This window comes from Actinopolymorpha alba DSM 45243, from assembly GCF_000373925.1.
GTDB lineage: Bacteria > Actinomycetota > Actinomycetes > Propionibacteriales > Actinopolymorphaceae > Actinopolymorpha > Actinopolymorpha alba.
In genome coordinates this window covers 35,004-55,783 of sequence record NZ_KB892744.1, presented here as the reverse complement: position 1 = coordinate 55,783, position 20,780 = coordinate 35,004, and the positions used below count along the sequence as shown (strand labels likewise).

General features: G+C 66.9%; 23 protein-coding genes and 2 pseudogenes. 14 read left to right on the top strand and 11 right to left on the bottom strand.

Annotated elements, in window-relative coordinates; all coding sequences use genetic code 11:
* Positions 1-526 precede the first annotated feature (526 nt).
* On the top strand, positions 527-868 hold the full coding sequence (locus B141_RS0110480) for a DUF3024 domain-containing protein (RefSeq protein WP_026257087.1): 342 nt from the start codon (positions 527-529) through the stop codon (positions 866-868).
* Between the two features lie 28 nt (positions 869-896).
* Here B141_RS0110480 and B141_RS52745 read toward each other — a convergent pair.
* Positions 897-1,064: pseudogene (locus tag B141_RS52745) on the bottom strand (IS30 family transposase); the annotation flags it as partial.
* Between the two features lie 168 nt (positions 1,065-1,232).
* Positions 1,233-1,421: a DnaB-like helicase C-terminal domain-containing protein gene (locus B141_RS50600; RefSeq protein ID WP_020575117.1), complete on the bottom strand. Its 189-nt coding sequence runs from the start codon at positions 1,419-1,421 to the stop codon at positions 1,233-1,235.
* A 32-nt stretch (positions 1,422-1,453) separates the two neighbouring features.
* Between B141_RS50600 and B141_RS50595 the strand changes: the two genes are divergently transcribed.
* The 5 genes from B141_RS50595 to B141_RS0110455 all read left to right on the top strand — a co-directional run bounded on the left by B141_RS50595 (position 1,454) and on the right by B141_RS0110455 (position 6,608).
* Positions 1,454-1,768, top strand: coding sequence for a VOC family protein (locus B141_RS50595; RefSeq protein WP_020575116.1), 315 nt, complete (start codon positions 1,454-1,456; stop codon positions 1,766-1,768).
* A gap of 388 nt (positions 1,769-2,156) precedes the next feature.
* A complete protein-coding gene (locus tag B141_RS0110470) occupies positions 2,157-3,509 on the top strand; it encodes an ABC transporter substrate-binding protein (RefSeq protein ID WP_020575115.1) in 1,353 nt (450 codons plus the stop codon).
* Positions 3,510-3,602: 93 nt separating this feature from the next.
* Positions 3,603-4,592: a carbohydrate ABC transporter permease gene (locus B141_RS0110465; protein ID WP_020575114.1), complete on the top strand. Its 990-nt coding sequence runs from the start codon at positions 3,603-3,605 to the stop codon at positions 4,590-4,592.
* Positions 4,589-5,509, top strand: a complete 921-nt coding sequence (locus B141_RS0110460) for a carbohydrate ABC transporter permease (RefSeq protein ID WP_020575113.1) — start codon at positions 4,589-4,591, stop codon at positions 5,507-5,509. The genes B141_RS0110465 and B141_RS0110460 overlap by 4 nt, the downstream gene beginning before the upstream one ends.
* A gap of 49 nt (positions 5,510-5,558) precedes the next feature.
* Positions 5,559-6,608: a LacI family DNA-binding transcriptional regulator gene (locus B141_RS0110455; protein WP_020575112.1), complete on the top strand. Its 1,050-nt coding sequence runs from the start codon at positions 5,559-5,561 to the stop codon at positions 6,606-6,608.
* A 148-nt stretch (positions 6,609-6,756) separates the two neighbouring features.
* Here B141_RS0110455 and B141_RS52220 read toward each other — a convergent pair whose 3' ends face one another.
* Positions 6,757-6,891 (bottom strand): hypothetical protein, encoded by a 135-nt coding sequence (locus B141_RS52220; RefSeq protein WP_020575111.1) that lies wholly within the window; start codon positions 6,889-6,891, stop codon positions 6,757-6,759.
* Positions 6,892-7,355: 464 nt separating this feature from the next.
* Here B141_RS52220 and B141_RS0110445 point away from each other — a divergent pair, with 464 nt between their 5' ends.
* The gene (locus tag B141_RS0110445) at positions 7,356-7,583 is read left to right on the top strand and encodes a hypothetical protein (RefSeq protein WP_157180931.1); all 228 of its coding nucleotides are present in this window, start codon (positions 7,356-7,358) and stop codon (positions 7,581-7,583) included.
* 555 nt (positions 7,584-8,138) lie between these two features.
* Here B141_RS0110445 and B141_RS52215 read toward each other — a convergent pair.
* Positions 8,139-8,786: a TetR/AcrR family transcriptional regulator gene (locus tag B141_RS52215; protein WP_020575109.1), complete on the bottom strand. Its 648-nt coding sequence runs from the start codon at positions 8,784-8,786 to the stop codon at positions 8,139-8,141.
* Between the two features lie 114 nt (positions 8,787-8,900).
* On the opposite strand from B141_RS52215, the gene B141_RS0110435 reads away from it, so the two are divergent.
* Genes B141_RS0110435 through B141_RS49155 form a run of 3 tightly spaced genes read left to right on the top strand, consistent with a single transcriptional unit; the run spans position 8,901 to position 9,853 of the window.
* Positions 8,901-9,086: a hypothetical protein gene (locus B141_RS0110435; protein WP_020575108.1), complete on the top strand. Its 186-nt coding sequence runs from the start codon at positions 8,901-8,903 to the stop codon at positions 9,084-9,086.
* Between the two features lie 24 nt (positions 9,087-9,110).
* The gene (locus tag B141_RS0110430; protein ID WP_020575107.1) at positions 9,111-9,500 is read left to right on the top strand and encodes a VOC family protein; all 390 of its coding nucleotides are present in this window, start codon (positions 9,111-9,113) and stop codon (positions 9,498-9,500) included.
* Entirely contained in the window at positions 9,476-9,853 is a 378-nt protein-coding gene (locus tag B141_RS49155) for a hypothetical protein (protein ID WP_157180930.1), read from the top strand. Before B141_RS0110430 ends, B141_RS49155 begins: the two co-directional genes overlap by 25 nt.
* A 444-nt stretch (positions 9,854-10,297) precedes the next feature.
* Here the strand turns inward: B141_RS49155 and B141_RS45435 are convergent, their stop codons facing one another.
* The 6 genes from B141_RS45435 to B141_RS39960 all read right to left on the bottom strand — a co-directional run bounded on the left by B141_RS45435 (position 10,298) and on the right by B141_RS39960 (position 14,894).
* Entirely contained in the window at positions 10,298-11,254 is a 957-nt protein-coding gene (locus tag B141_RS45435; RefSeq protein WP_020575105.1) for a BadF/BadG/BcrA/BcrD ATPase family protein, read from the bottom strand.
* 207 nt (positions 11,255-11,461) lie between these two features.
* Positions 11,462-11,599 (bottom strand): hypothetical protein, encoded by a 138-nt coding sequence (locus B141_RS49150; RefSeq protein WP_020575103.1) that lies wholly within the window; start codon positions 11,597-11,599, stop codon positions 11,462-11,464.
* A 99-nt stretch (positions 11,600-11,698) separates the two neighbouring features.
* The gene (locus B141_RS0110405) at positions 11,699-12,826 is read right to left on the bottom strand and encodes a hypothetical protein (RefSeq protein WP_020575102.1); all 1,128 of its coding nucleotides are present in this window, start codon (positions 12,824-12,826) and stop codon (positions 11,699-11,701) included.
* Positions 12,823-13,497: a sugar isomerase domain-containing protein gene (locus tag B141_RS39965; protein WP_020575101.1), complete on the bottom strand. Its 675-nt coding sequence runs from the start codon at positions 13,495-13,497 to the stop codon at positions 12,823-12,825. Before B141_RS39965 ends, B141_RS0110405 begins: the two co-directional genes overlap by 4 nt.
* On the bottom strand, positions 13,494-13,802 hold the full coding sequence (locus tag B141_RS50590) for a hypothetical protein (protein ID WP_020575100.1): 309 nt from the start codon (positions 13,800-13,802) through the stop codon (positions 13,494-13,496). Before B141_RS50590 ends, B141_RS39965 begins: the two co-directional genes overlap by 4 nt.
* A 291-nt stretch (positions 13,803-14,093) precedes the next feature.
* A complete protein-coding gene (locus B141_RS39960) occupies positions 14,094-14,894 on the bottom strand; it encodes a GntR family transcriptional regulator (RefSeq protein WP_020575099.1) in 801 nt (266 codons plus the stop codon).
* 306 nt (positions 14,895-15,200) lie between these two features.
* Here B141_RS39960 and B141_RS0110385 point away from each other — a divergent pair, with 306 nt between their 5' ends.
* The 4 genes from B141_RS0110385 to B141_RS39955 all read left to right on the top strand — a co-directional run bounded on the left by B141_RS0110385 (position 15,201) and on the right by B141_RS39955 (position 19,673).
* A complete protein-coding gene (locus B141_RS0110385; protein WP_020575098.1) occupies positions 15,201-16,691 on the top strand; it encodes an ABC transporter substrate-binding protein in 1,491 nt (496 codons plus the stop codon).
* A 75-nt stretch (positions 16,692-16,766) separates the two neighbouring features.
* The gene (locus tag B141_RS0110380; protein ID WP_020575097.1) at positions 16,767-17,696 is read left to right on the top strand and encodes a carbohydrate ABC transporter permease; all 930 of its coding nucleotides are present in this window, start codon (positions 16,767-16,769) and stop codon (positions 17,694-17,696) included.
* Positions 17,696-18,592 (top strand): carbohydrate ABC transporter permease, encoded by an 897-nt coding sequence (locus B141_RS0110375; RefSeq protein WP_020575096.1) that lies wholly within the window; start codon positions 17,696-17,698, stop codon positions 18,590-18,592. The genes B141_RS0110380 and B141_RS0110375 overlap by 1 nt, the downstream gene beginning before the upstream one ends.
* Positions 18,593-18,659: 67 nt before the next feature.
* The gene (locus B141_RS39955; RefSeq protein ID WP_084678223.1) at positions 18,660-19,673 is read left to right on the top strand and encodes a dienelactone hydrolase family protein; all 1,014 of its coding nucleotides are present in this window, start codon (positions 18,660-18,662) and stop codon (positions 19,671-19,673) included.
* On the opposite strand, the pseudogene B141_RS49140 reads toward B141_RS39955, so the two are convergent.
* Positions 19,670-19,840 (bottom strand): annotated as a pseudogene (locus tag B141_RS49140) (IS481 family transposase); the annotation flags it as partial. The gene B141_RS39955 and the pseudogene B141_RS49140 sit on opposite strands and share 4 nt — an antisense overlap.
* Between the last annotated feature and the right edge of the window lie 940 nt (positions 19,841-20,780).

Below are 20,780 nucleotides of genomic sequence, written 5' to 3'. Positions count from 1 at the left end.
CAGCAGGCGTGAGACCACTCGCTCACGACCGGGCGTCCCTCTCATAATCCCTGGGTCGCGGGTTCGAGTCCCGCCCGCCCTACACCTCACGCGGGTCGGTCCGGTCGATCACCGTGACGTTGGGCAGCTGAAAGTCCGGCGTGTGGCTGGTACTCCCACCGCACCTCGGCGGTGTCGGTGCGTGGCTGGAGGTCAAGCACTGGTCTCCCCCTCGATCACTCGGGCGGTGCGTCCGGCTTCCCGGCATTCGCGGCAGGTCACCTTCCGCTGCGGCCTGGCAACCTCACCTCGGCGTTGCAGCTCGGCCGCCACAGTGACCGCATCGGCTGCCTCGCCTCGGCTGTAGAGGTCGAGGATCGTGTCGTGGATCGACTCGTCGTCACCGACTCGAAGCGCGAGGCGCGCTACAGAACGAGCGGCATGTGACTTCTCTCGCGAGTCTTGGCCCGGTTTCTCGGGCAGATTCCAGTCAACGTCGCAACACGGCGGGTCTGTGTTGATCTCGTCTGGTCTGCAGACTAGTGGCATGTTGGGTTTGCCGGAGACGGACGTTGCCCGGGTTCAGCGGTGGTGTCGAGACCGTGTGCCCGCGCAGGTGCGTGACCAGGTTCGGGTCGAGTTGGACGTCGCCGAGCGTCACGTGACGATCGTGGAGTGCCGTCCGCCGTGGCGGGAGGACGTGGGTGTTGAGTGGACTCGGTTCCCGATCGCGCGGCTGCGTTACACGAAGTCCACGGGGTTGTGGTCGCTGTATTGGCGCGATCGCCACCTGCGCTTTCACGAGTACGACCGGGTGCCCGCGAGCCAGAGCGTCGAGGACCTGCTCGCGGAAGTCGATCGCGACCCGATGGCAATCTTTTGGGGTTGACGCCGGGAAAGTCCGTCCCAGCCGCATACGCGGTGGCCGAGGTGATCGCGTCGGCGATCAAGTCAGAGGGCCGGGCCCAGTCGAGGCTCTTGCGCGGTCGGGTGTTGACCCCGTCAGCCACCCGCTTGAGTTCCCCGGGTGTGACGTGGCGCAGGTCGGTGCCCTTGGGGAAATAGTCGCGCAGGAGCCCGTTCATCCCGGCTGCATACCGGTACGCCTGCACCACCCAACCCTCCGGAACCTCCGGCCTCCCCACACTCACACCCACCCGGCAGCCACCGACACCAACCCCAGCCACTCACGAGCGCAGCCATTTGATCACGCATACTCACGAAACCCCGAACGGTTCCTAACCCCTGGAGGGTCAAGCCGCGCTTGCCATGAGGCGGAATGGCGACTGGTGCAGGGCCGCCGCGACCGAGTGGGTTCCTGCTGGTCCCGAGCGGTTCTTGGCGACGATCAGGTCGGCCTCGCCGGGGCGTTCGTCGTTGTTGTAGTAGTCGTCCCTGTGCAGCAGGATCACCACGTCGGCGTCCTGCTCGCGCCGACCCACGTCCTGATGCGCAGCCAGCGGTTCTACCGGACGTGCTCGGCCTGGCGATCTATCGGCAGTTCGGACCGCCGGACCGTCCAGGAATCGTGTTCTTTCTCGGTACTGGGCTGCTGGAGGTTTCGGACACGTCGACGGCTCCTCCGCCGGCGAACCTCGCGATCTGGCTGCAGGTTCGCGACGTGGCGGCCGAACACGCCCGCCTGGTCGAGGCCGGGGTCGACGTGGTGGCGCCTCGCCGGTGTGAGCCCTGGGGCCTGATCGAGATGACGATCCAGGACCCAGACGGCACCCGGCTCATCCTCATCCAGGTCCCCGGCGACCATCCGCTGCGCCGCGACCAGCGCTGACCGCCCGCAACAGCGGCGCAGGGGGCGCTTCCGCGGCGCGCATGCCCCACCGACGCCCAGCTCGCGCATTCAACCGTTCGACCGTGCACCGACCCGTGGCGGGACCTGGACCTGCGACGGTAGCTGGTGCAGCCGCGACGTGGCCTGGCTCGAGCTGCTGGCGGTCCTCCTTTTCCGCCCTGACCGACGGGTACCGCGAGGCGCAGGGTGGGCGATAACGGACACGACGGTGACCGCCCGCACTGGCACCCGCACGCGCCGCAGTTGCGTCGGCGGTGAATCCAAATTCGGACTTGCTTTTTAGCTACGAAAACGTTTTCGTTCTCCTGTCAGGAACTCGGGCACGGAAGGTCGCCCGACCTGGCCGGGAGAGAGGAAGGTCGCCAGGATGGCCAACCGACTGGCATGTCGCGGCATCACCGCGACAGTCGGGGTGGCGGTACTCACGCTCGGCGCCGTCGCCTGTGGCGGCACCGGCTCCACCACCGCCGACCAAGCGGCGAACGTCGACTGCAAGCCGTACAAGAAGTACGGCGACCTGTCCGGTAAGCAGATCACCGTCTACACCTCGATCGTCGCACCGGAAGATCAGCCCCACATCAACTCCTACAAACCGTTCGAGCAGTGCACGGGCGCGAAGGTCGTCTATGAGGGCTCGAAGGAGTTCGAGGCACAGGTCGTCGTGCGGGCGAAGAGCGGGAACGCGCCTGATATCGCGTACGTCCCGCAGCCCGGGCTGTTGCAGACCCTCGTCCGCGACACCAAGGCCGTCAAACCGGCGTCCAAGGGCGTCGTCGACAACGTTGACAAGTACTTCGGCAAGGACTGGAAGAGCTACGGCACGGTCGACGGCGCGTTCTACGCGGCGCCCATCGGCGCCAACGTGAAGTCGTTCGTGTGGTACTCCCCGAAGCAGTTCGCCAAGAAGGGCTACCAGGTTCCGCAGACCTGGGACGACATGATCGCGTTGTCCGACCAGATCGTGAAGGATGGCGGCAAGCCGTGGTGCGCCGGCATCGGCTCGGGCGAGGCGACCGGCTGGCCGGCGACCGACTGGATGGAAGACGTCATGCTCCGCATGTACGGTCCCGACGTCTACAACCAGTGGGTGACCCACAAGATCCCGTTCAACGACCCGAAGGTGGCCGCCGTCCTTGCGAAGGTCGGCTCGATCCTGAAGAACCCCGACTACGTCAACGGCGGTCTGGGCGATGTGACCAGCGTCGCGTCCACGACGTTCCAGGACGCCGGCCTGCCGATCCTCGACGGCACCTGCTTCCTGCACCGGCAGGCATCGTTCTACCAGGCGAACTGGCCCGAGGGCACCAAGGTCGGGAAGGACGGCGACGTGTACGCGTTCTACCTGCCGCCGATCAACAAGAAGTTCGGGAAGCCCGTGCTCGGTGGTGGCGAATTCGCGGTGGCGTTCTCCGACCGGCCGGAGGTGGTCGCATTCCAGGAGTTCTTGTCCTCGCCGGAGTGGGCCAACCTCAAGGCGAAGGAAGGCAACTGGATCTCGGCAAACACCGGACTCGACATCGCCAACGTCGACACACCGGTCAACAAACTCTCGGTGCAGCTCCTGCAGGACCCCAATGCGGTGTTCCGGTTCGACGGGTCCGACCTGATGCCCGGCGAGGTCGGCGCGGGCAGCTTCTGGACCGAGATGACCAACTGGATCGCCAACAACAAACCTGACAAGCAGGTTCTCAACGCGATCGAAAGGTCCTGGCCGAAGTAGCGGAGCAACGCCGGTCCGGTGGGCCGCGGTGCGGATCGATGAGTCCTCACCGACGCCCCACCGGGCCGGCACTCTCGCAGAGAGGCGCGGAGAGTGAGCTGGATTCTCGACGCGAGCACCACTGGTGAAAAGCTGCTCGTGATGGCCTTCGCCATTGTTCTGTTCGCCGCGGTGATGGCGATCATCCTGTTCGCCGTCGACCGCCCCCGGCGGGTGCCGAACTGGCTGATAGCACTCGCCTTCTGCGGTCCGGCCGGACTCATGCTGGGATTCGGTCTGATCTATCCCGGCCTGCGGACGATCTACCAGTCGTTCTTCGACCGGACGAGCACCGGTTTCGTCGGTGTCGACAACTACCTCACGATCTTCACGCAGGAAGGCTTCCAGATCGTCCTGCGCAACACCTTCGTCTGGCTGCTCGTCGTCCCACTGGCCTCGACGTTGATCGGGCTGGTATACGCCGTTCTCGTCGACCGCACGCGGTTCGAGGCGCTGGCCAAAGGGCTGATTTTCCTCCCGATGGCGATCTCGATGGTGGGCGCCGGAATCATCTGGAAGTTCGTCTACGAGTTCCGTCCGGACCAGCAGGGCGTCCACCAGATCGGGTTGGCCAACCAGATCAGGGTCTGGCTGGGCATGGATCCTCACCAGTTCCTCATCACCGCGCCGTGGAACACCTTCTTCCTTCTCATCGTGATGATCTGGATCCAGGCGGGCTTCGCGATGACGGTCCTGTCGGCCGCGATCAAAGCCATTCCCGACGACATCGTGGAAGCCGCCCGGATCGACGGCGCGACCGGCATACGGCTCTTCCGCCACGTGACCGTCCCCGCCATCCGGCCGGCGCTGGTCGTCGTCGTGACGACGATCGCGATGGGGACCCTCAAGATCTTCGACATCGTCCGCACCATGACCGGCGGCCAGTTCGGGACGAGTGTCGTGGCCAACGAGTTCTACATGCAGAGCTTCCGGCAGTTCAACGCCGGAATCGGCGCGGCTCTGGCCGTGGTGCTCTTCATCCTCGTCATCCCGATCGTCATCTACAACATCCGCCAACTGCGCCTGTCCGAGGAGATCCGATGACGGCGACTCCTGACAGCCTTTCCCGGCCCCGGACGGCGCGGCGCGTGGCCCGGACGGCCCAGCGCGCTGAGCAGGCCAAGACGAGGCTCTCCTCCCCGTGGGCGACGGCGATCTCGATCGCTGTGGCGATTCTTTGGACAGTACCAACGTTCGGGCTGCTGCTCTCGTCGTTCCGGCCCGAGCAACAGATCAAGACGACCGGCTGGTGGACGTTCTTCAGCGATCCTCAGCTCACGCTCAAGAACTACACCGAGGTGCTGTTTGGCGGAAGCACCCAGCTGTCGACGTTCTTCGTCAATTCGATCGTCATCACGATTCCGTCCGTGGTCATCCCGATCACCCTCGCGCTGCTCGCGGCGTACGCGTTCGCCTGGATCGACTTTCGGGGCCGCGACTTCCTGTTCGTCGCGGTGTTCGCCCTCCAGATCGTCCCCATCCAGGTGACGCTGATCCCGCTGCTGCAGACCTACGTCGATCTCAGCCTCGCCGGGTCGTACTGGACCGTCTGGCTCTCGCACTCCATCTTCGCGTTACCGCTCGCGATCTTCCTGCTGCACAACTTCATGAAGGACATCCCGCGTTCCCTCGTCGAAGCCGCCCGGGTCGACGGCGCGGGTCACGTGCAGATCTTCTTCCGGGTCCTGCTACCGCTCCTGGTCCCCGCCATCGCGGCGTTCGGGATCTTCCAGTTCCTCTGGGTGTGGAACGACCTGCTCGTCGCCCTCACCTTCGCCGGCGGAACGCAGAACGTCGCCCCACTGACGGTCCGGATCGCCGAGCTCTCGGGCACCCGAGGAACCGCCTGGCACCTGTTGTCAGCCGGCGCGTTCGTTGCCATGATCGTCCCCCTGCTGGTATTCCTCAGCTTGCAGCGCTACTTTGTGCGCGGCCTGCTGGCCGGCAGCGTCAAGGGTTAGGGTTCGCGGGCGAGCACGTGACAACGGCGGTACGACAGGGACCGTGGTGATGAGCAGCATCACAGACGTGGCGAACAAGGTCGGAGTCTCGGTGGCCACCGTGTCTCGGGCCCTGCGCGGCCTGCCTGGCGTGTCCGAAGCGACCCGGTCGGCAGTCTGCGCGGCCGCCGCCGAGCTCGGCTATGTCCCGTCACCCAGCGCCGCGGGACTCCCCACCGGTCGGACCGGCACCATCGGCGTCGTGGCCCCCTGGGCCGGGCAGTGGTACTTCTCGAACATCCTGGCTGGCGCCGGCCAGGTCCTGGTCGAGCACGGGTACGACGTCCTGCTCTACGACCTGGGCGGTGTCGAGGGAGCCGACCGCCGGTCGATCAATCCCCACCTGCTGCGCAAGAGGGTTGACGCGTTGCTGGCGTTGAGCCTCCCCCTGCCCTCCGACGAGGCCTCCGCCCTGGCCGAGTTCCGACGTCCCGTCACGACCATCGGTCCAACCATGCCGGGGCTTTCCGGGGTTCGGATCGACGAGGTCGGCGTGGGTGAGAAGGCGACCCGGCATCTGCTCGACCTGGGGCACCGGCGGATCGCCTTCGTCGGCGGGAACCCACGCGACCACTTCGGCTATCCGGTCGCCGCCTCCCGCCAGGAGGGGTACATCCGCGCCCTGCAGGCGAGCGACCTGCCGGTCGACGCGAGCCTCATGTTTCCGGCCACCTTCACGATCGACGGCGGGCTCTCCTGCTTTCCCGCGCTCGCGCGGCACGACGACCCGCCCACCGCCGTCGTCGCCGCATCGGACGAGATCGCGATGGGCGTCATGCACGCCGCGCGCGCGGAGCACCTCGACGTGCCGGCCGACCTGTCCGTCGTCGGAGTCGACAATCACGATATGGCGCGGCTGTTCAACCTGACCACGGTGGCCCAGCCGGTCCGCGAACAGGGTCGGCTCGCGGCCACGCTGCTGATCGAGCAACTCCTCCCCCACCCACCCGCCACTCCACGCGTCGTCACCGTGCCCACTACCCTCGTCGTCCGGGCGACAACAGCACCGCCGTCGCGGCAGCCTGGTACCGCGTCGTATGACATTGAGCGCAGGGTGTGACGTCGGCCTTCCCCACGGGACACGGCCTTAAGGGTCCGCAGAGCCACACGCCGATGTTCTGATCCGGAGGCCGCTGAAGATCATCTGCGGGCGTCCGCCGTCGTCCAGATCACGCGGGATCGATTGCGTTGGTAAGCATCCCGAAGAGCTACCAACCTAGGACGGTGACCCAGGCATCACCGTGCCGGCCCGGCCAACGGAGCCGGCGGATCTCGGCGGCAGTGAGCGGGTTGGGTCGGGTGCGCAGCAGCTCGCGGGTGTCGAGGTCGTAGAACATCAGCATGGCGGCCTCGACCCGGATGCCAACCCAACGAGCAGTTGGCTGAGAAGGGCTCTGATGATGCGCTACCTTCGACTCCCGTGACTTCAGCGTCCGATACCGAGGCCGGGGCGCTAATCGGCTGTCTCCGGTCACCGCAGTTGCTCGCTCCGCGAATCAAACCGTGGCTGGGATTCCTTCTTTGGCTGGGAAGCACCACGATCGTGCCGATCTTCGGGCAGCTCCTCCTTCCGCACGCCTTGACGAACGATCCGACCCGCCATCGGACCACAGGGGGCGTTGTGGTGGGCGCTGTAGTTCTTGGCGGGCTCTTGTGCCTCCACCTGGCTTACTGGGCGCGAGTACTCCGTCACGTTCGGGCTGAGTTGAGACTCCACCGGGAGCTCACCGATAGGTTTGACCTACAGTTGACGGTGCTTCGAGCACGCCCCGTGGGCAGTCGTTGGCCCATTCCGGCCATCCACTGGATGACTCCGCTGGGAGGTGCATTCAGTGTGCTCTTCGTCTCCTTGGTCCTACTCACCGCAGCGATCAAAGCGTTGCTCAGCCCTGAAGGAAGCATCGACTCTGGGCTTCTTGCGATCATCTTCATCGGAGTGGCCATTCTCCCGTTCGGTCTGGCGATGGTGGCGATCGGCTACTCGCGGGCGCGACTCGCTCAGCTCTACTCGGAGACCTGGAGGCTGCTCCGCTAGCCGCGCAGGCGTGGTCAAGACCTAGCGAATGCTGGGTCCGTGTGCTCATGTGGCTGCCTTCCTGTGGCGTGAGGGCTGGATGGCAAGGACTCTCGACGGTGAGTGCGCCGAAGGCGCTCAGATGACTTCTTCGACCGTGAGCCGAGAACTCAGAGATGCCGGTGCTTGAGCCCGTCGATCGTGGAGAAGATCCGCGCCCCCTCACGAAAGCGGCGAGGTCGTACCACTCAGCCACCGACGAGGCCGAGCAGTCCCGTCGACGGATGCACGACGCCCAGGAAGCCCGTCACATGGGTCGCACCGGCATGTGTGCAGGTCACGCCGTGGCACCGGCCGCGTGTACGGCATCTCGACCGAACCGCTCGCGCCTGGCGAGCAGCCCCGAGGCGGCAGCCTGGGACCACGGTCGCGAAGCAGCCCTATGCGTGCGCCGCCACTATGGGCTGCCCGAGGCCAAGCGACGCGGCCGCGACTCGATCGGGTACCCCTCGCCGGGTCGCCGCCAGCGACTGCCCGGCGCCGAGCCTGCCCGAACTTCAGGCCCGATGACTCACATCAGGCGGAGGCGTAGTCGGCCAGGGCGGGCTCCAGCAAGTCGAAGGCTTGGGTGGCTTCGGCGGCGATGGTGTGGGCGATCTGGTCGTTGGAGTGTCCGGCGAGGGTGAGGGTCTGGATGCGGTGAAACAGCACGCCGTGGACAGTGCCCAGCAGGGCGGCGGCAGTCTGCACGGTGATGTCGTCGGACTGAGCGGCAGTGACGTCGGCGAGCACCTGGGCGAGCTGGTGTTCACGCTGGTCGTGCAGGCCGCGCAGGCAGGCGGTCAGGGTGGGGCTGTCGGCGATCATGCGGGCGAACTCCTGGCCGGAGAATCCGGCGACCGGGTCCTGGGCGGCCACGGCGTCGGCGAATGCGCGGCGCAGCGCGGCCAGCGCTGATTCCCCTCGGCGTCGTGCGGTGACGGCACGGGCCAGGGAGGCGGCGAACTCCTCCTGATGGTCCAAGGCCAGGTCTTCCTTACGCGGGAAGTAGTTGGTGACGGTCTTCTTGGCGACGCGGGCGGCGGCGGCGATCTCGGCGATGGTCGTCTGCTCGAAGCCCTGTGCGATGAACAGCCGGGTCGCGTGGTCGGAGATGAGCTGCCTGGTCTCGTGCTTCTTGGTCTCGCGCAGCCCGGCGGCCGGGGCGGGAGTCTGGATAGCCATGACGCAATCTTACCCTCGTAGCATCTTTATGTTGACACCCTTGGACGCCTTGGGCTAAATTTACATCCGTCATAAATTTATGACGGAGGAACGCCGAGTCCGAGGAGGACGCCCATGCGCAAACACACCCGCGACGCCGCCGCGCCCGTGGTCGAGTTCGCTCGTGTGCCCCGGTCGCAGCAGCCCGAGCGAGCCCCGCTGCACGGCGCCGAACTGCGTCGTCCGCCGACCGACCACAGCATCCGTGCGTCGCAGCAAGTTCGGGGCATGCGCATCATCCCCCGGCGCCGCAGCTACTGACCCCACCGCACCAGAGGAGATCCCGTGCAGTTCATCGCTTCCACTGTCTCGCTGACTGTCGACGACGTCGCCGCCTCCCAGACGTTCTTCACCACCTACCTGGGCTACACCGTCCAGCAGGCCGCCGACGGCTTCGCCTCCCTGTCGCGCGACGACGCGGTCGACATCGTCCTGCTCGCCCGCGGCATCGAGGTGCTGCCGCCCGAGCAACGCGACCAGCGTGCCGGCGGTCTGATCCTCGCTTTCACCCTCGCCGGCGGCCTGGCCGAGCAGGAAAAGCGGCTGCGCGACGCCGGGGCACAGATCACCATGCCGCTGCGCCAGGAGCCCTGGGGCGAAGCCTTGTTCCAGGTCACCGACCCCAACGGCGTGATCGTCCAGTTCGTCGAATGGGTCGCCCCCGAACACCACTGACCCGCCCCCACGACGAAGGCCCCAAAGACGTGTCGCCCGATCCGGCCACGGGCGACACCCAGCTGAGCGTCACCGCGATGTGCGGGAACGCACTCGCCACGTCACTTCCCCCTCGAACAGGAGAAACCGCTTCCCGGGGTCGAGGAGATCGCCGGTACGCCGATCCGGCGTCGTTCCTGCTCACCGAGCAGGCGTGGGCGCCGCAGCGCGTCGAGTTCTGCTCCCTGGTCGGCAAGCCCGCCGAGGGCGTTGACGCGCTCGCGCAGGCCGACAACGAGCTTGCCCCGCTTGCCGCTGGCCTCGGTGGGGGTGGTCGACGTCGGCGGCGATGCCGCCGTTGGATGCGCCGGTGAACAGCACTCGCAGCGCATATCGTGCTGGTCGCCATCGCCAGGCGACGGAGAAGGGGTTTCGTCATGAGGGCTCCTTGCGCTTGAGTGCGCCGCGGCTTGGCGTCGCTGCACGGGCCGCCGATCCAGGTACACCGCGCGCCGGCGGTAAGAAGGGCTGCACTTGCGGAATCTGGGATAGCCCAAGTCATCATCCTGGGTGCACCCTGTCAACAGCCAGCGCACCGCGCACCTCGATCCATCTCTCGGTCGGTGCAGATGACTCGGAAACACCCTTGTGTGAAACAAACTCTGGCTCTTCATCGATCCAGTAGCGCGCGGTGGCAAGCGCCGTAGAGCCCCGTCGATCAGGGCTAGTCCTGGGTCAGCCAGTTCGGCGCTCGCCGTCGGGGCTCGTCGAAGCGACGATCGACGGTGCCGCGGGGGTGCCGGACCCGTCGTCGGCGATCAATCGGGGAGCGGTGAGCGTCCGGCCCACCGTTGGTACTGCCTGCGGTTGACCGTATCGGGCGATACGTCGAGGACCGCCGAAACCGGTTGCCGCTCCTGCAGTCCGGCGCCGGCGAGTGCGGTGCCGAGGAGTTCCCGGTACACCGGGATCTCGGTGAGCCTCCCGAGGAGCACCACTGAGGGATCGCCGATGCGCCGTGCCATCGCCGCACACGTCACCGCGACCTCGGCCGTCGCATGCTCGATCAGTTCGTGCGCCTGCCGGTCACCGTCGGCGGCGAGATCGCAGACCGTCATCGCGAAGTTCGCCAGCCGCTCCACCCGGTCGGGTCTGGCCAGCAGGTCGATGGCAGCCGAAGTCTCCAGTCGGCGTCCCAGCCATCGGGTGGCTGCGGACACCAGTTGGGGCGCTGCCATCACCCCGTCGATCGCGGAGCAGGCGAGCCGCAGCCCGGCCCGGCCGATCTCCGCGGCGCTGCCGCGGTCGCCGAGGTCGGGACCCCAGGAATCCCGTTGGTACAACTGGTCTTCGGTGTCCGCGCCGACGACCGTGACGCCGGTTCCGGCGCTGACGACGCTGCCCGGCCCGCCCAGCGCCGCGGCGTGGCAGAGTACGCCGTCGGCGAACACGGAGATCCGGGCGCCGGGGAACAGGTCCGCCAGGCGCCCCACGGCATCGGCGATGCCGACGGCATCGGGCAGGAATGTGCTTCCGATCGTGAGCTGCGTGATCCGCGACGTGCAGACCGCGCCCGCCCAGGTCGACCGCACCACCTCGAAGAGTCGTTGCCCGGAGTCGGGGGCACCGGCGAATTCCGGTGCGGCGCCCGGCCCGATGACGGTGATGCCGCGGCTCTGGAGACGGATCCTCGTCGCCGATTTGCCGACGTCCACGACAGCGTGCCCGTCCGCCCGACTGTCGGACTCGACGGGGTTCTTCATCGTTTCGACCATCCGATTGGTTCCTCGACAATCCTCAGTAGCTCCTACCGTCCGATTCCGGTCGCGGCAAGTGAATCGACCGTGACCTCGACCTTGTCACCGGAAGGTCGGCGCCGTCGCTACGGCTCGATGGCTATTGGTCGGCGATCCGGCCCAGCACATCGACCGGGGTGCGCAGTTCCGCCACCGACAGTGGTGTCACCCCGGTGCGCAACAAGGTCACGATCTGTTCCAGGCCAGGGAGCAGATAGTCGGGTCGAGTTCGATGTCGGCCGTGTCGACGCGGTGCGGCCACACCTCGGTCACGTGGAACGGCGCCGTCCTCGTGGCGGGCTCGACCAGCATCGCGGCGTCCACGATCGTGTCGATCCCGGCGCCGGAGACAAGTGGGGGTGTCGCTGTGCGAGTTGTCGGTGCCGACGATGCCGACCCGGACGGGGGTCCTGTCGGGAAGGGTCATTGGTCCCTGCCCAGCTTCTCCACCCGGCGGAACACCTCGAGCGTGTCGGACAGCGTCAACGGGGACGCCGACGCCTCGTAACTGCCGTCGGCATGGCAGTTCGCGTCCGCCAGATACCCGATGTACCCATCGGTGCAACTGACCAGCCGTGTGCGCGGAAGGGCGGCGGTGATATCGATCCCGAAGGACGCCACCACCTCGCCCGGAACGGTCAGCCAGCGCCGTACGCCGATATCCACCGACGAGATCGGGACCGTCACCGTCGAGTCGGGCGCCCATCGGGACGGAAGCTCGATCACGTCGTGCCGGAGTCGGATCCCGTTGCCCGCCAAGGGTTCCGCGCGCCCGGCGGCAGCGAGCAGCCACTCTGCGACCCGCGATCCGAGCCGGTCGACCTCGGGTGGCAGGCGGCCCTGTCGGTAGAACCGGGTGCTGACGTCACCGGCGCAGCCCTGGGCGAACACAACCGGGAGATCATCAGCGCCCAGCCCTCGGCGCAGGGCGCGCCGGGCTGCGCCCACCCAGTCCGCCGAGATCACCCGACTGTCCGGGCCGAGAACCGTGGGATGGCAGGCGAAATCGTAGAGCAGCGCCACCGGGACACCGGTGTCGTCGCGAGCCATCACGGCCACACTGGTCGGGTCGAACGGACCGTCCGGACGGGCACGATTCGAACCGACGCCATCGATCGCCGCGCTGAAGGTCTCCAGCCGCACCGTGGTCGAACGAAGCGGCATGCCGGCGATCGCGGCGCCCAGGTCGGCGAGCAGTTCGTCATCGACGGGTGCGGGCAGGGCGGGCAGGATCTGCCCCACCCACCCGGACGGCGCCGAATGGGTGTGCGAGGCCGTCACCACCACCTGGTCGGCGGTGCAGTTCGTCAGCGCGACGACCGCATCCACCACGACCGTCCGGAGTTCCGGCATCACTGCCAGCGCATCGATGGCGACCCAGGCGATCGTGTGCGCGTCGGCACCGGTCAGCACGATCAGGTTGGCTTCCAGATCGTCCAGGATGCCGGTGCTGTTCCCCACCCGGGCCACGAAACCCCCGAGCGGCACCTGCCGGGACGGGGTGACGACCACTGAACCGATGGTGATGGTCCACATCGCCGCCCCGCTCACGCGTTCAGACTCAACAGTGTCGAAGCCGGCCGGCCGCGCCGTTCGAGCTCGCCGATGACCTCCACCGACAACGCCTGCAGCAGCATCGCTCCGACGATGGTTGATGTCGCGCCGACGGGGTGCGGGGAGTGCTCGATGACGGCATCACCGGGAACGCCGCAGTTGTCGATCACCAGGTCGGCGACCTCAAACAGCCGCTTCCCGGACGGCGCACGAGAGGTGACCGACCGCGAATGGGCCAGCGAGGTCAGCGCGATCACCTGCACGCCGCGCTCCCGAGCGAGGGTCGCCACCTCCACCGGCACCGCGTTTCGCCCGGAATTGGAGATCGCCAACAGCAGGTCGCCCGGCGCCATGGGGTACAGCTGGAGCAATACCTCGGCAAGCCCCGACTGCTGTTCCAGCAAGCTGCTCTTGAGCAAACCCTCGTGGAGCATCAGCGACGGTTCCAGGATGGGATGCAGATCCGTCATCCCGCCGGCCCGGCCCCACAGTTCCTCCACCAGTAGATGCGAGTGACCGGTGCCGAACACCCACCACTTGCCGCCGGCATCGATCGTCGCAGCGATCCGCCGGCCCGCCTCCACGACCACATCGCGTTGGGTCGCGATCGCGGTGGTGAGCACATCTGTTGCAGCCGCGAAGAATGCGTTCGCGGACGGAGTCGTCATGCGGATACCTCCCTGGAATGCGTGTAGCCGGAGCCCTCGACGCTCAGGCCGAACAGCGCGCTGGCGTTGCGCCAGAAGATGAGTTCCGCCGATTCCGGGCTCGGGCCGGCATCGGCGTACCGGCCCAGTGCGACGCGGGATCGATCAGGGTTGCATCGCTGCCGAACAGTAACTGCGCGGTTGACGGCGGCCTGCAGCTTGGTCATCCGGTAGTTGACGCCGAAGAACAGGTGGGTTTGCTCGCCGGTATCCCGCGGCCATCCCTTGTCGGCGAACAGCGGTAACGGCCTCGATCTCCTGGCCACCCAGCGTCCGGCCGGCGACGTCGGTGAACGACGGAAACTCCAGTGGTGGGAAATCCGCCGGCCTCGGGGCGGGCAGGGGTGTCGTCATCGAAGGTCCGTTCTTGGGGTGCGCGAAAACAGAGATCCGGATCGCTGCGGCCATCGGCGGCAGTTGGACTAGTCCAAAAATAGCGCCGGGGTGAGGTAATGCAAGACCCAGTCCCGCATCTGTCGAGAGGTGGTGGCGCCGCCGCTCTCGGTGGCCCTGCCGCGGGTCGGCCCGGTGGTGGCCCGCGCCGCCGCAGGCGATGGCTACGCCAGGTCGGTCTTCGCTGCCGGCATCGGCAGCGTGGTGGCGCGGCGGCTGATGTCCAGGTCGTAACGGTCGCCCCGGTAGATCGACCGGCCGGCCTCGATCACCTGACCGGACGTGTCCCGCTGCACGAGCGTCACCAGCAAACACGGGACCGCGTCGTCGATCCCGAGCAGCTCCGCGTCGTCCGCTGACGGGTGAACTGCGGTGACGTGGGCCTGGACGCTGCTGGGCTCCGCCCCCCAGCGGTCGCGGATCGTCTCGTACAGGGAGGCGTGCTCGAAGTCCACGTCCTCCAGGCCGGGGAAGCGTTCCAGCGACAGCGTGGGCCGCTCGACGCCGGTCGGCTGGCCGTCGGCGGTGCGCACCCGGACCAGCCGCAACGCCCGGGTCCCGGCGGGCACCTCGAGCAGTTCGGCGAGCCGGGGAGTGACTCGCAGGATGTTGTGCTCCTGGACGATCGAGCCCGCCTGTTTACCGCGCCGCGCCAGCTCGTGGGCGAAGGAATAGCCGACCGTGTACCGCGGCGCGGCCGGGTCGGCGACGATGGCGGCGGCGCGGGCGCGGAGCCGGATGACGCCGTCCGCAGCCAGTCGGCGGACCTCCCCGCGGACCGTCATGCGGGCGACGCCGAAGGCGTCCGCAAGTTGCCGTTCCGATGGCAGGGGTGCGCCGGGACCGAGGTGGGCGGCCAGGCTTTCCAATGCCTCCCGCAGCTGATCGCCCTTGGGCTGGTCCTCGTCCAGTTGTGCGGGAAGTCCGTACGCTGTGGGGTCGAACGGTTCGCTGCGGTTGGCCACCGTGACGATTCCTCCTCCCGGCGCCTGGTGGGCGCCGGATGCCGTTGGACTGGACCAGCACCAAACCTGGCCGGCAGGACTGTTCCGGCGATGGCCGGGCGATCGTCCCGCCTGGGAGGATAACGCGAGCCGCGCCGCTGCGGTCCCCGTCGATGACGCGTTCGATCTAGCACCGTTCCCACTCGCGACGTACTTCGAGCGTCTGCGACTCCGTGGCAGCGGCGCAGAGGTCACGGCGAGATCACGATGCTTGACAGACCAAGTTGGGCAGAGCAGCATTACCGACGTTTTTGGACTAGTCCACTCATGCCCACAGTCATCCGCACGCTGGTCGGCGCCGAGGTCGGTGACGATCCCACCGTGCACCGTTCGCCTCCGCCAGTCGTCGTACGCCGTCAAGCATTGCACCACGTCAACTTCGGGAGGTTGCTCATGTCCCAGCCGCAAGGTCCGTCGGGCCACCTCGAGCGGGTCACCCTCAATCGCCGCCGGTTGTTGACCGGAGCGGGTGCCGCTGCGGTGGCCCTCGGCCTGAGCGCCTGCGCGCCAGGTACGTCCGGGGCCAACAAGGGCAGCTCCGCTTCCTTGTCGCCCAGCGCCGCGGCGACGCCGTCCGCGACCGTGATCACGGGCAAGGTCGTGTTCTGGACGATCAACCTCAAGGAGGTGTACTCCGACTACATCACCGGGATGATCAAGGAGTTCGAGACGGCGCACCCGGGCGTCAAGATCGACTGGGTCGATGTGCCCGGCGATCAGATCGACGCGAAGTTCCTGGCCGCACTGGCGTCGTCGAACGTCCCGGATGCGGTGAACATCACCAACAAGCTGGTCGCCGGAGCCGCCGGCAAGTTGTCGGACCTCGGCACCCTGCTTCCGGCGGACCAGTTCGCGGACTACGTGCCCGGCATGCTCAACCCGTTCAAGATCGACGGGAAGCAGGCGGCGATCCCGTGGTACCACGGCGGCGCCCCGATCATGTTCTTCCGCAAGTCCGTGATGGCGAAGGTGACCGGCTTCGACTACGCCAAGTCGCCCAAGGACTACTCCCAGGTGCTCGAGCTGGCCCAGCAGATCTACGACACCACCCATGTCTACGGGACCACGATGATCCCGTCGGACACGGTGATGCGCTACCACGGCGTCACGATGATCTCCGACGACAAGAAGTCCGCCGCCTTCAGCACACCGGAGGCCGCCGCGATCATCCAGCGCTACAAGGACACCTACGTGAAGAAGGGTCTCGCTCCGGGGTCGACGTCGTCGGCCAACGTCCCACCGCAGTGGATCGACTCGGGCCAGATCGGTTTCACGATCAGCACTCCGTACATCCTGGCGTTCCTGAAGAAGAACGCACCGAAGGCGTACGCCGACCTCGAACTGGCCCCGGCACCGACGACCTCGCAGGGAAACTTCCTGCTCGACGGGATGCAGACGCTCGTCGTACCGTCCGGGTCGAAGAACCCCGCAGCAGCGGCGGCCTTCATCCAGTTTGTCACCAACGCCAAGAACCAGGTCGACTTCTGCAAGCTGGTGCCGATCTACCCGTCGTCGCTCAAGGCCATCGCGGACCCGTTCTTCAAGGAGAAGACCGGGAGCCCGCTGGACGACAAGGCCAAGGAGATGATCGCCACCGAGCTGCCCGACACCACCTACGTGTCGTACGGCACCAAGCACGACTCCGAGCTGACCAAGGTGTTCAACGAGGGGATGAAGGCCTACCTGGGTGGTAAGGCGGACGCCACGGCGGCGCTCGCGGACCTGGCCAAGAAGTGGGACACCATCCTGGCCGGCTGAGCCCCCAGCCCTCGACCTCCAACGGTGAGGTCGAGGGCAGCCTCAGTGGCCACCAGCGAGAGACCAGGATGCATCGTGACGACACAATCCTCGGCCCCGAGCCGACGATCCCGGCTTCGGCTGGGGCCCATCGAACGGCCGATCGGGCAGCGGTGGGTGACGCCGTACCTGTTCCTCATTCCCGGGATGCTCCTCTTCGCCGTGTTCGTCGTGTGGCCGGCGAGCTCGGCGGTCCAGTTGGCGTTCTACAAGTACGACATCATCGATCCACCGGAATTCATCGGTCTGGCCAACTTCGAACGCCTGCTCTCCAGCAGTGAGTTCTGGGAGACCTTCCGCAACTCGCTGGTGTACCTCGTCGGCATGATCCCGTTCACGGTCGTGTTGCCCCTGCTGCTGGCGATCCTGGTCAACCGGAAGATGCGGGCGATCCACTTCTTCCGGACGATCTACTTCCTTCCGGTGGTCACGTCCATGGTGGCGATCGCGGTCGCCTGGAACTTCGTGTACGACGACCTGGGCGTGATCAACGGTGTGCTGCGGACCATCGGCCTGATCGACGAACCCATCCACTTCCTCACGAACCACGACACCGCCCAGGGTGCGTTGATCTTCGTCGAGGGTTGGAAGGGGACCGGCACGTACATGATGATCTTCCTGGCCGGACTCCAGTCCATCCCGAGCGACCTGTACGAGGCCGCCACCGTCGACGGTGCAGGCGCATGGGGCCGGCTGCGGCACGTGACGCTGCCCCTGATCCGGCCGTTCATGGCGGTCGCGCTGACGCTCGAGATGATGGGGGCGATGCAGATCTTCACCTCGGTTTACATGCTGACCGATGGTGGGCCGGGCAACCGGACCGCATCGCTCGGGTACTTCATCTACCAACAGGCCTTCGAGGGACACCGGATGGGGTACGCGAGTGCCGCGGCCCTGGTGATGGCGCTCTTCCTGGTCGTGCTGTCGACCTTCAACTACCGTCTCGGGAAGAAGGCGGAGGACTGATGGCCGCCAGCGTGGGGACCGGCCCCGTGGAGACGGCGCAGGCCGTTCCGACCAACAACCGTACCCGGCTCCCGGCGAGTCGCGTCATCCGTCGCATCGGGTTGTACCTGTTGCTGGTGGCGATCGGCGTCGTGTTCGTCCTCCCGTTCGTCGTCCTGCTGTCGACAGCGTTGAAACCCGGGCACCAGGACGTGTTCAGCAACCCGCCGGACCTGATTCCCCGGCCCCCGATCGTCGACGCCTTCGTCCGGGCCTGGACGACCATCGAGTTCCCGCGGTACCTGCTGAACTCGTTCCTGTTGATCGTGTTGATCGTCCCGGCCAACGTGGTGATCAGCGCCCTGACGGCGTACCCCCTGGCCACGATGAGATTCCGGGGGCGGACGCTGATCTTCTTCGGGCTGGTCGCCGCCATGTTCCTGCCGATGGAGGTGATGCTGATCCCGCAGTACCTGATCGTCAACCAGCTCGGTCTGGTGAACACCTATGCGGGTGTGGTGCTGCCCAATCTCCTCACGGTGTTCGCGATCTTCCTGCTGCGGCAGGCGTTCACCTCGGTGCCGAGGGAGCTCGCCGACGCCGCCCGCATCGACGGGTGCAACGAGTGGCGGGTCTTCTGGCACGTCATGCTCCCGGTGACGCGTCCCACCCTGGCGATCGTGGCGATCTTCGGGTTCATCAACGTCTGGAACGACTTCCTCTGGCCACTGGTGGTGTTGAGCGACCAGAACCTCTACCCGGTGTCGCTGGGCGTCGCCTACCTCAAGGGCATCGGTGGGGTCGACCTGCGGCTGATGAGCGCCGGGACCGTCATCTCCGTCATCCCGATCATCGTCTTCTTCCTCATCCTGCAACGCCAGATCATGGAAGCCGCCAAAGGTGCCGTCAAAGGATGATGTGCCCCAAAAGCACATGACCTGCGCGGACGCCGTACTGCCCACGCCCGCGCATCGTTGGCCTGCGATGACGTACTCGCTCGCCGATCTGCACGCCTCGGGGCCGCCGCCGATCCCGATGGAGAACTGGCCCGCCACCCGGGCCGAGATCAACGCGCGGTGGAATGCGCTCGTCGGCCGGGTGCCGGATCCGATCGCGCCCCGATGGGACGAGACCGGCCGCGAGGACCGCGGTTCGCACACGCGGATCCACCTGCGGTACGACACCGCGGACGGCGACCAGGTTCCGGCGCTGCTGCTCGTCCCGGCCGAACCGACCTCCGGGCCGACAGGGGTTCGGCCGGGAATCCTTGCGCTGCACCCGACATCGGAGGACGGCAAGGACGACATCGCCACCGAGCACGGGCGCGACAACCGGAGATACGCGCTCGAACTCGTCGAGCGCGGCTACGTCGTACTGACCCCCGACACGATCACCGCGGGGGAACGGGTGGCGCCGGGATCGGAACCGTTCCGCACCGCCGGATTCGTCGCGACGCACCCGGATCTGAGTCCGGTCGGCAAGATGATCGCCGACCACCGTCAGGCACTCAGCGTGCTCGCGGCCGTCGGGGGCGTCGACCCGGAACGCCTGGGCGCGATCGGGCACTCCTTGGGCGGGTACAACGCGTGGTTCCTCGCCGGGGCGGACCCGCGGGTCGCCGCCGTCGTGTCGAGTTGCGGCTTCGCCACGTTCGCCGGTGACGCCGATCGATACCGCTGGGGCGAGCGCGACTGGTTCAGTCATCTCCCGGCGCTGAACCCGCTGCTCGACGACGGTGTGGTGCCGTTCGAATTCTCGGAGATCCTGGCGCTGGTGGCTCCTCGGCCGCTGTTCTCCTATCTGGCGGTCGGCGACGAATACTTCCCGCATTGGCGCGAGTGTGTCGCGGGACTGGACCGGGCGCACCAGGTGTACGACGGACTCGGCGCGGGCGACCAGATGATCAGCTGGATCGGCCATGGCGGGCACGACTTCCCCGAACACGTCAGACACGCGGCGTACGCCTTCATGGACCGCAACCTGCGTGAAGGCCGCTAGGTGATCTGGGTCATGACGTTGGTGACGGTCTGCCGGAGGCGTGAGGCGGGTGGTTGGTCGTCGGCGGCGGTGTGGGCTCGATGGTAGTTGTAGTGGATATTCCACACCTGGATCGCCTTGGCGCGTTGGGTTTCGCTGGTCCAGACGCGGGCGTAGAGGAGTTCTTCGCCGGGAGAACCCGTCCACGGCCGAAGGACCTGTTGACGACCAGGAGCCACCGCCTCTCCTGCGCGGGACGATCGAAGAACCGGCCGAGGATCACCGCGCTTCCACTCGCGGAGGAGACCCATGAGTCACCGTGGAAGATCTCCACACCCATCGGCGGCGTCGCCTCACCGAAGTGCGTGACCGACTCGGAGGTGGGCGGGAGAAGCTGCCTGCCCACGGGACGTAGGTAGTCGTTGTTGATCCGCGCCGCGGCGTCGTAGAGAGGCGTTCGTTCACCCTCCCTGGAGATCAACGCCTGCTGGAAGACCTCCGGAGGCTCGGGAGTCCAGTACGTGAAGTACTGGATCCCCTTGCAGCCGTAGGCGAGGCTGACGTTGGTCTGCCAGTGAAGTTCGGCCTCGGTGGGCAGTCGGTACGCGAGGTGTTCGCAGGCCAGGATGAAGACCCAGGAGGGCAGACTCGACTGGAGCGCCTTGTTCCGCACCAGGACCCAGTTGTAGAAGGAGTCGTCCCGCACCCCACTCGGCTTGAACAACGCGTAGTGGTCGAAAGAGAGGAAGGCGGGATCGACGTCACCGACGTATCGGTCGAGATAGTCCTGATAGGTCGGCGTTCCCAACTGCTTCGCATTCGCGTAGGTGGGGAACAGGTTGACGTACGGCAGGAGGTCCCCTCGTGCACGGTCATGTCCTTTTCCACTGCGAGTGCCCTTCGGGTGGCGCGGGGCTTTCCGGGTGCTGAGCCGCGGATCGGGCGCCGCGCTCGCGGCGCATCCAGGCGACCCGAGGATGGCGACCGCCAGCGAGGCGGCACCGATCGCACGATTCGCAGGGACCCCCTTCGCTTGTCTGTGTCCCGTGCCTGTCCTCCATGCACGATGGCTCCCCGGCGTCCGGGGAGCCATCGTGCTGCTACTTGCCGTCACATCCGTTCTGATCC

Coding starts and splice junctions, on each gene's coding strand:
- B141_RS0110480 (WP_026257087.1), top strand. CDS start 527: ATGTTGGGTTTGCCGGAGACGGACGTTGCCCGGGTTCAGCGGTGGTGT.
- B141_RS0110470 (WP_020575115.1), top strand. CDS start 2,157: ATGGCCAACCGACTGGCATGTCGCGGCATCACCGCGACAGTCGGGGTG.
- B141_RS0110460 (WP_020575113.1), top strand. CDS start 4,589: ATGACGGCGACTCCTGACAGCCTTTCCCGGCCCCGGACGGCGCGGCGC.
- B141_RS0110455 (WP_020575112.1), top strand. CDS start 5,559: ATGAGCAGCATCACAGACGTGGCGAACAAGGTCGGAGTCTCGGTGGCC.
- B141_RS52220 (WP_020575111.1), bottom strand. CDS start 6,891: ATGCTGATGTTCTACGACCTCGACACCCGCGAGCTGCTGCGCACCCGA.
- B141_RS0110445 (WP_157180931.1), top strand. CDS start 7,356: ATGACTCCGCTGGGAGGTGCATTCAGTGTGCTCTTCGTCTCCTTGGTC.
- B141_RS52215 (WP_020575109.1), bottom strand. CDS start 8,786: ATGGCTATCCAGACTCCCGCCCCGGCCGCCGGGCTGCGCGAGACCAAG.
- B141_RS0110435 (WP_020575108.1), top strand. CDS start 8,901: ATGCGCAAACACACCCGCGACGCCGCCGCGCCCGTGGTCGAGTTCGCT.
- B141_RS49155 (WP_157180930.1), top strand. CDS start 9,476: ATGGGTCGCCCCCGAACACCACTGACCCGCCCCCACGACGAAGGCCCC.
- B141_RS45435 (WP_020575105.1), bottom strand. CDS start 11,254: ATGGTCGAAACGATGAAGAACCCCGTCGAGTCCGACAGTCGGGCGGAC.
- B141_RS39965 (WP_020575101.1), bottom strand. CDS start 13,497: ATGACGACTCCGTCCGCGAACGCATTCTTCGCGGCTGCAACAGATGTG.
- B141_RS0110385 (WP_020575098.1), top strand. CDS start 15,201: ATGCCCACAGTCATCCGCACGCTGGTCGGCGCCGAGGTCGGTGACGAT.
- B141_RS0110375 (WP_020575096.1), top strand. CDS start 17,696: ATGGCCGCCAGCGTGGGGACCGGCCCCGTGGAGACGGCGCAGGCCGTT.
- B141_RS39955 (WP_084678223.1), top strand. CDS start 18,660: ATGACGTACTCGCTCGCCGATCTGCACGCCTCGGGGCCGCCGCCGATC.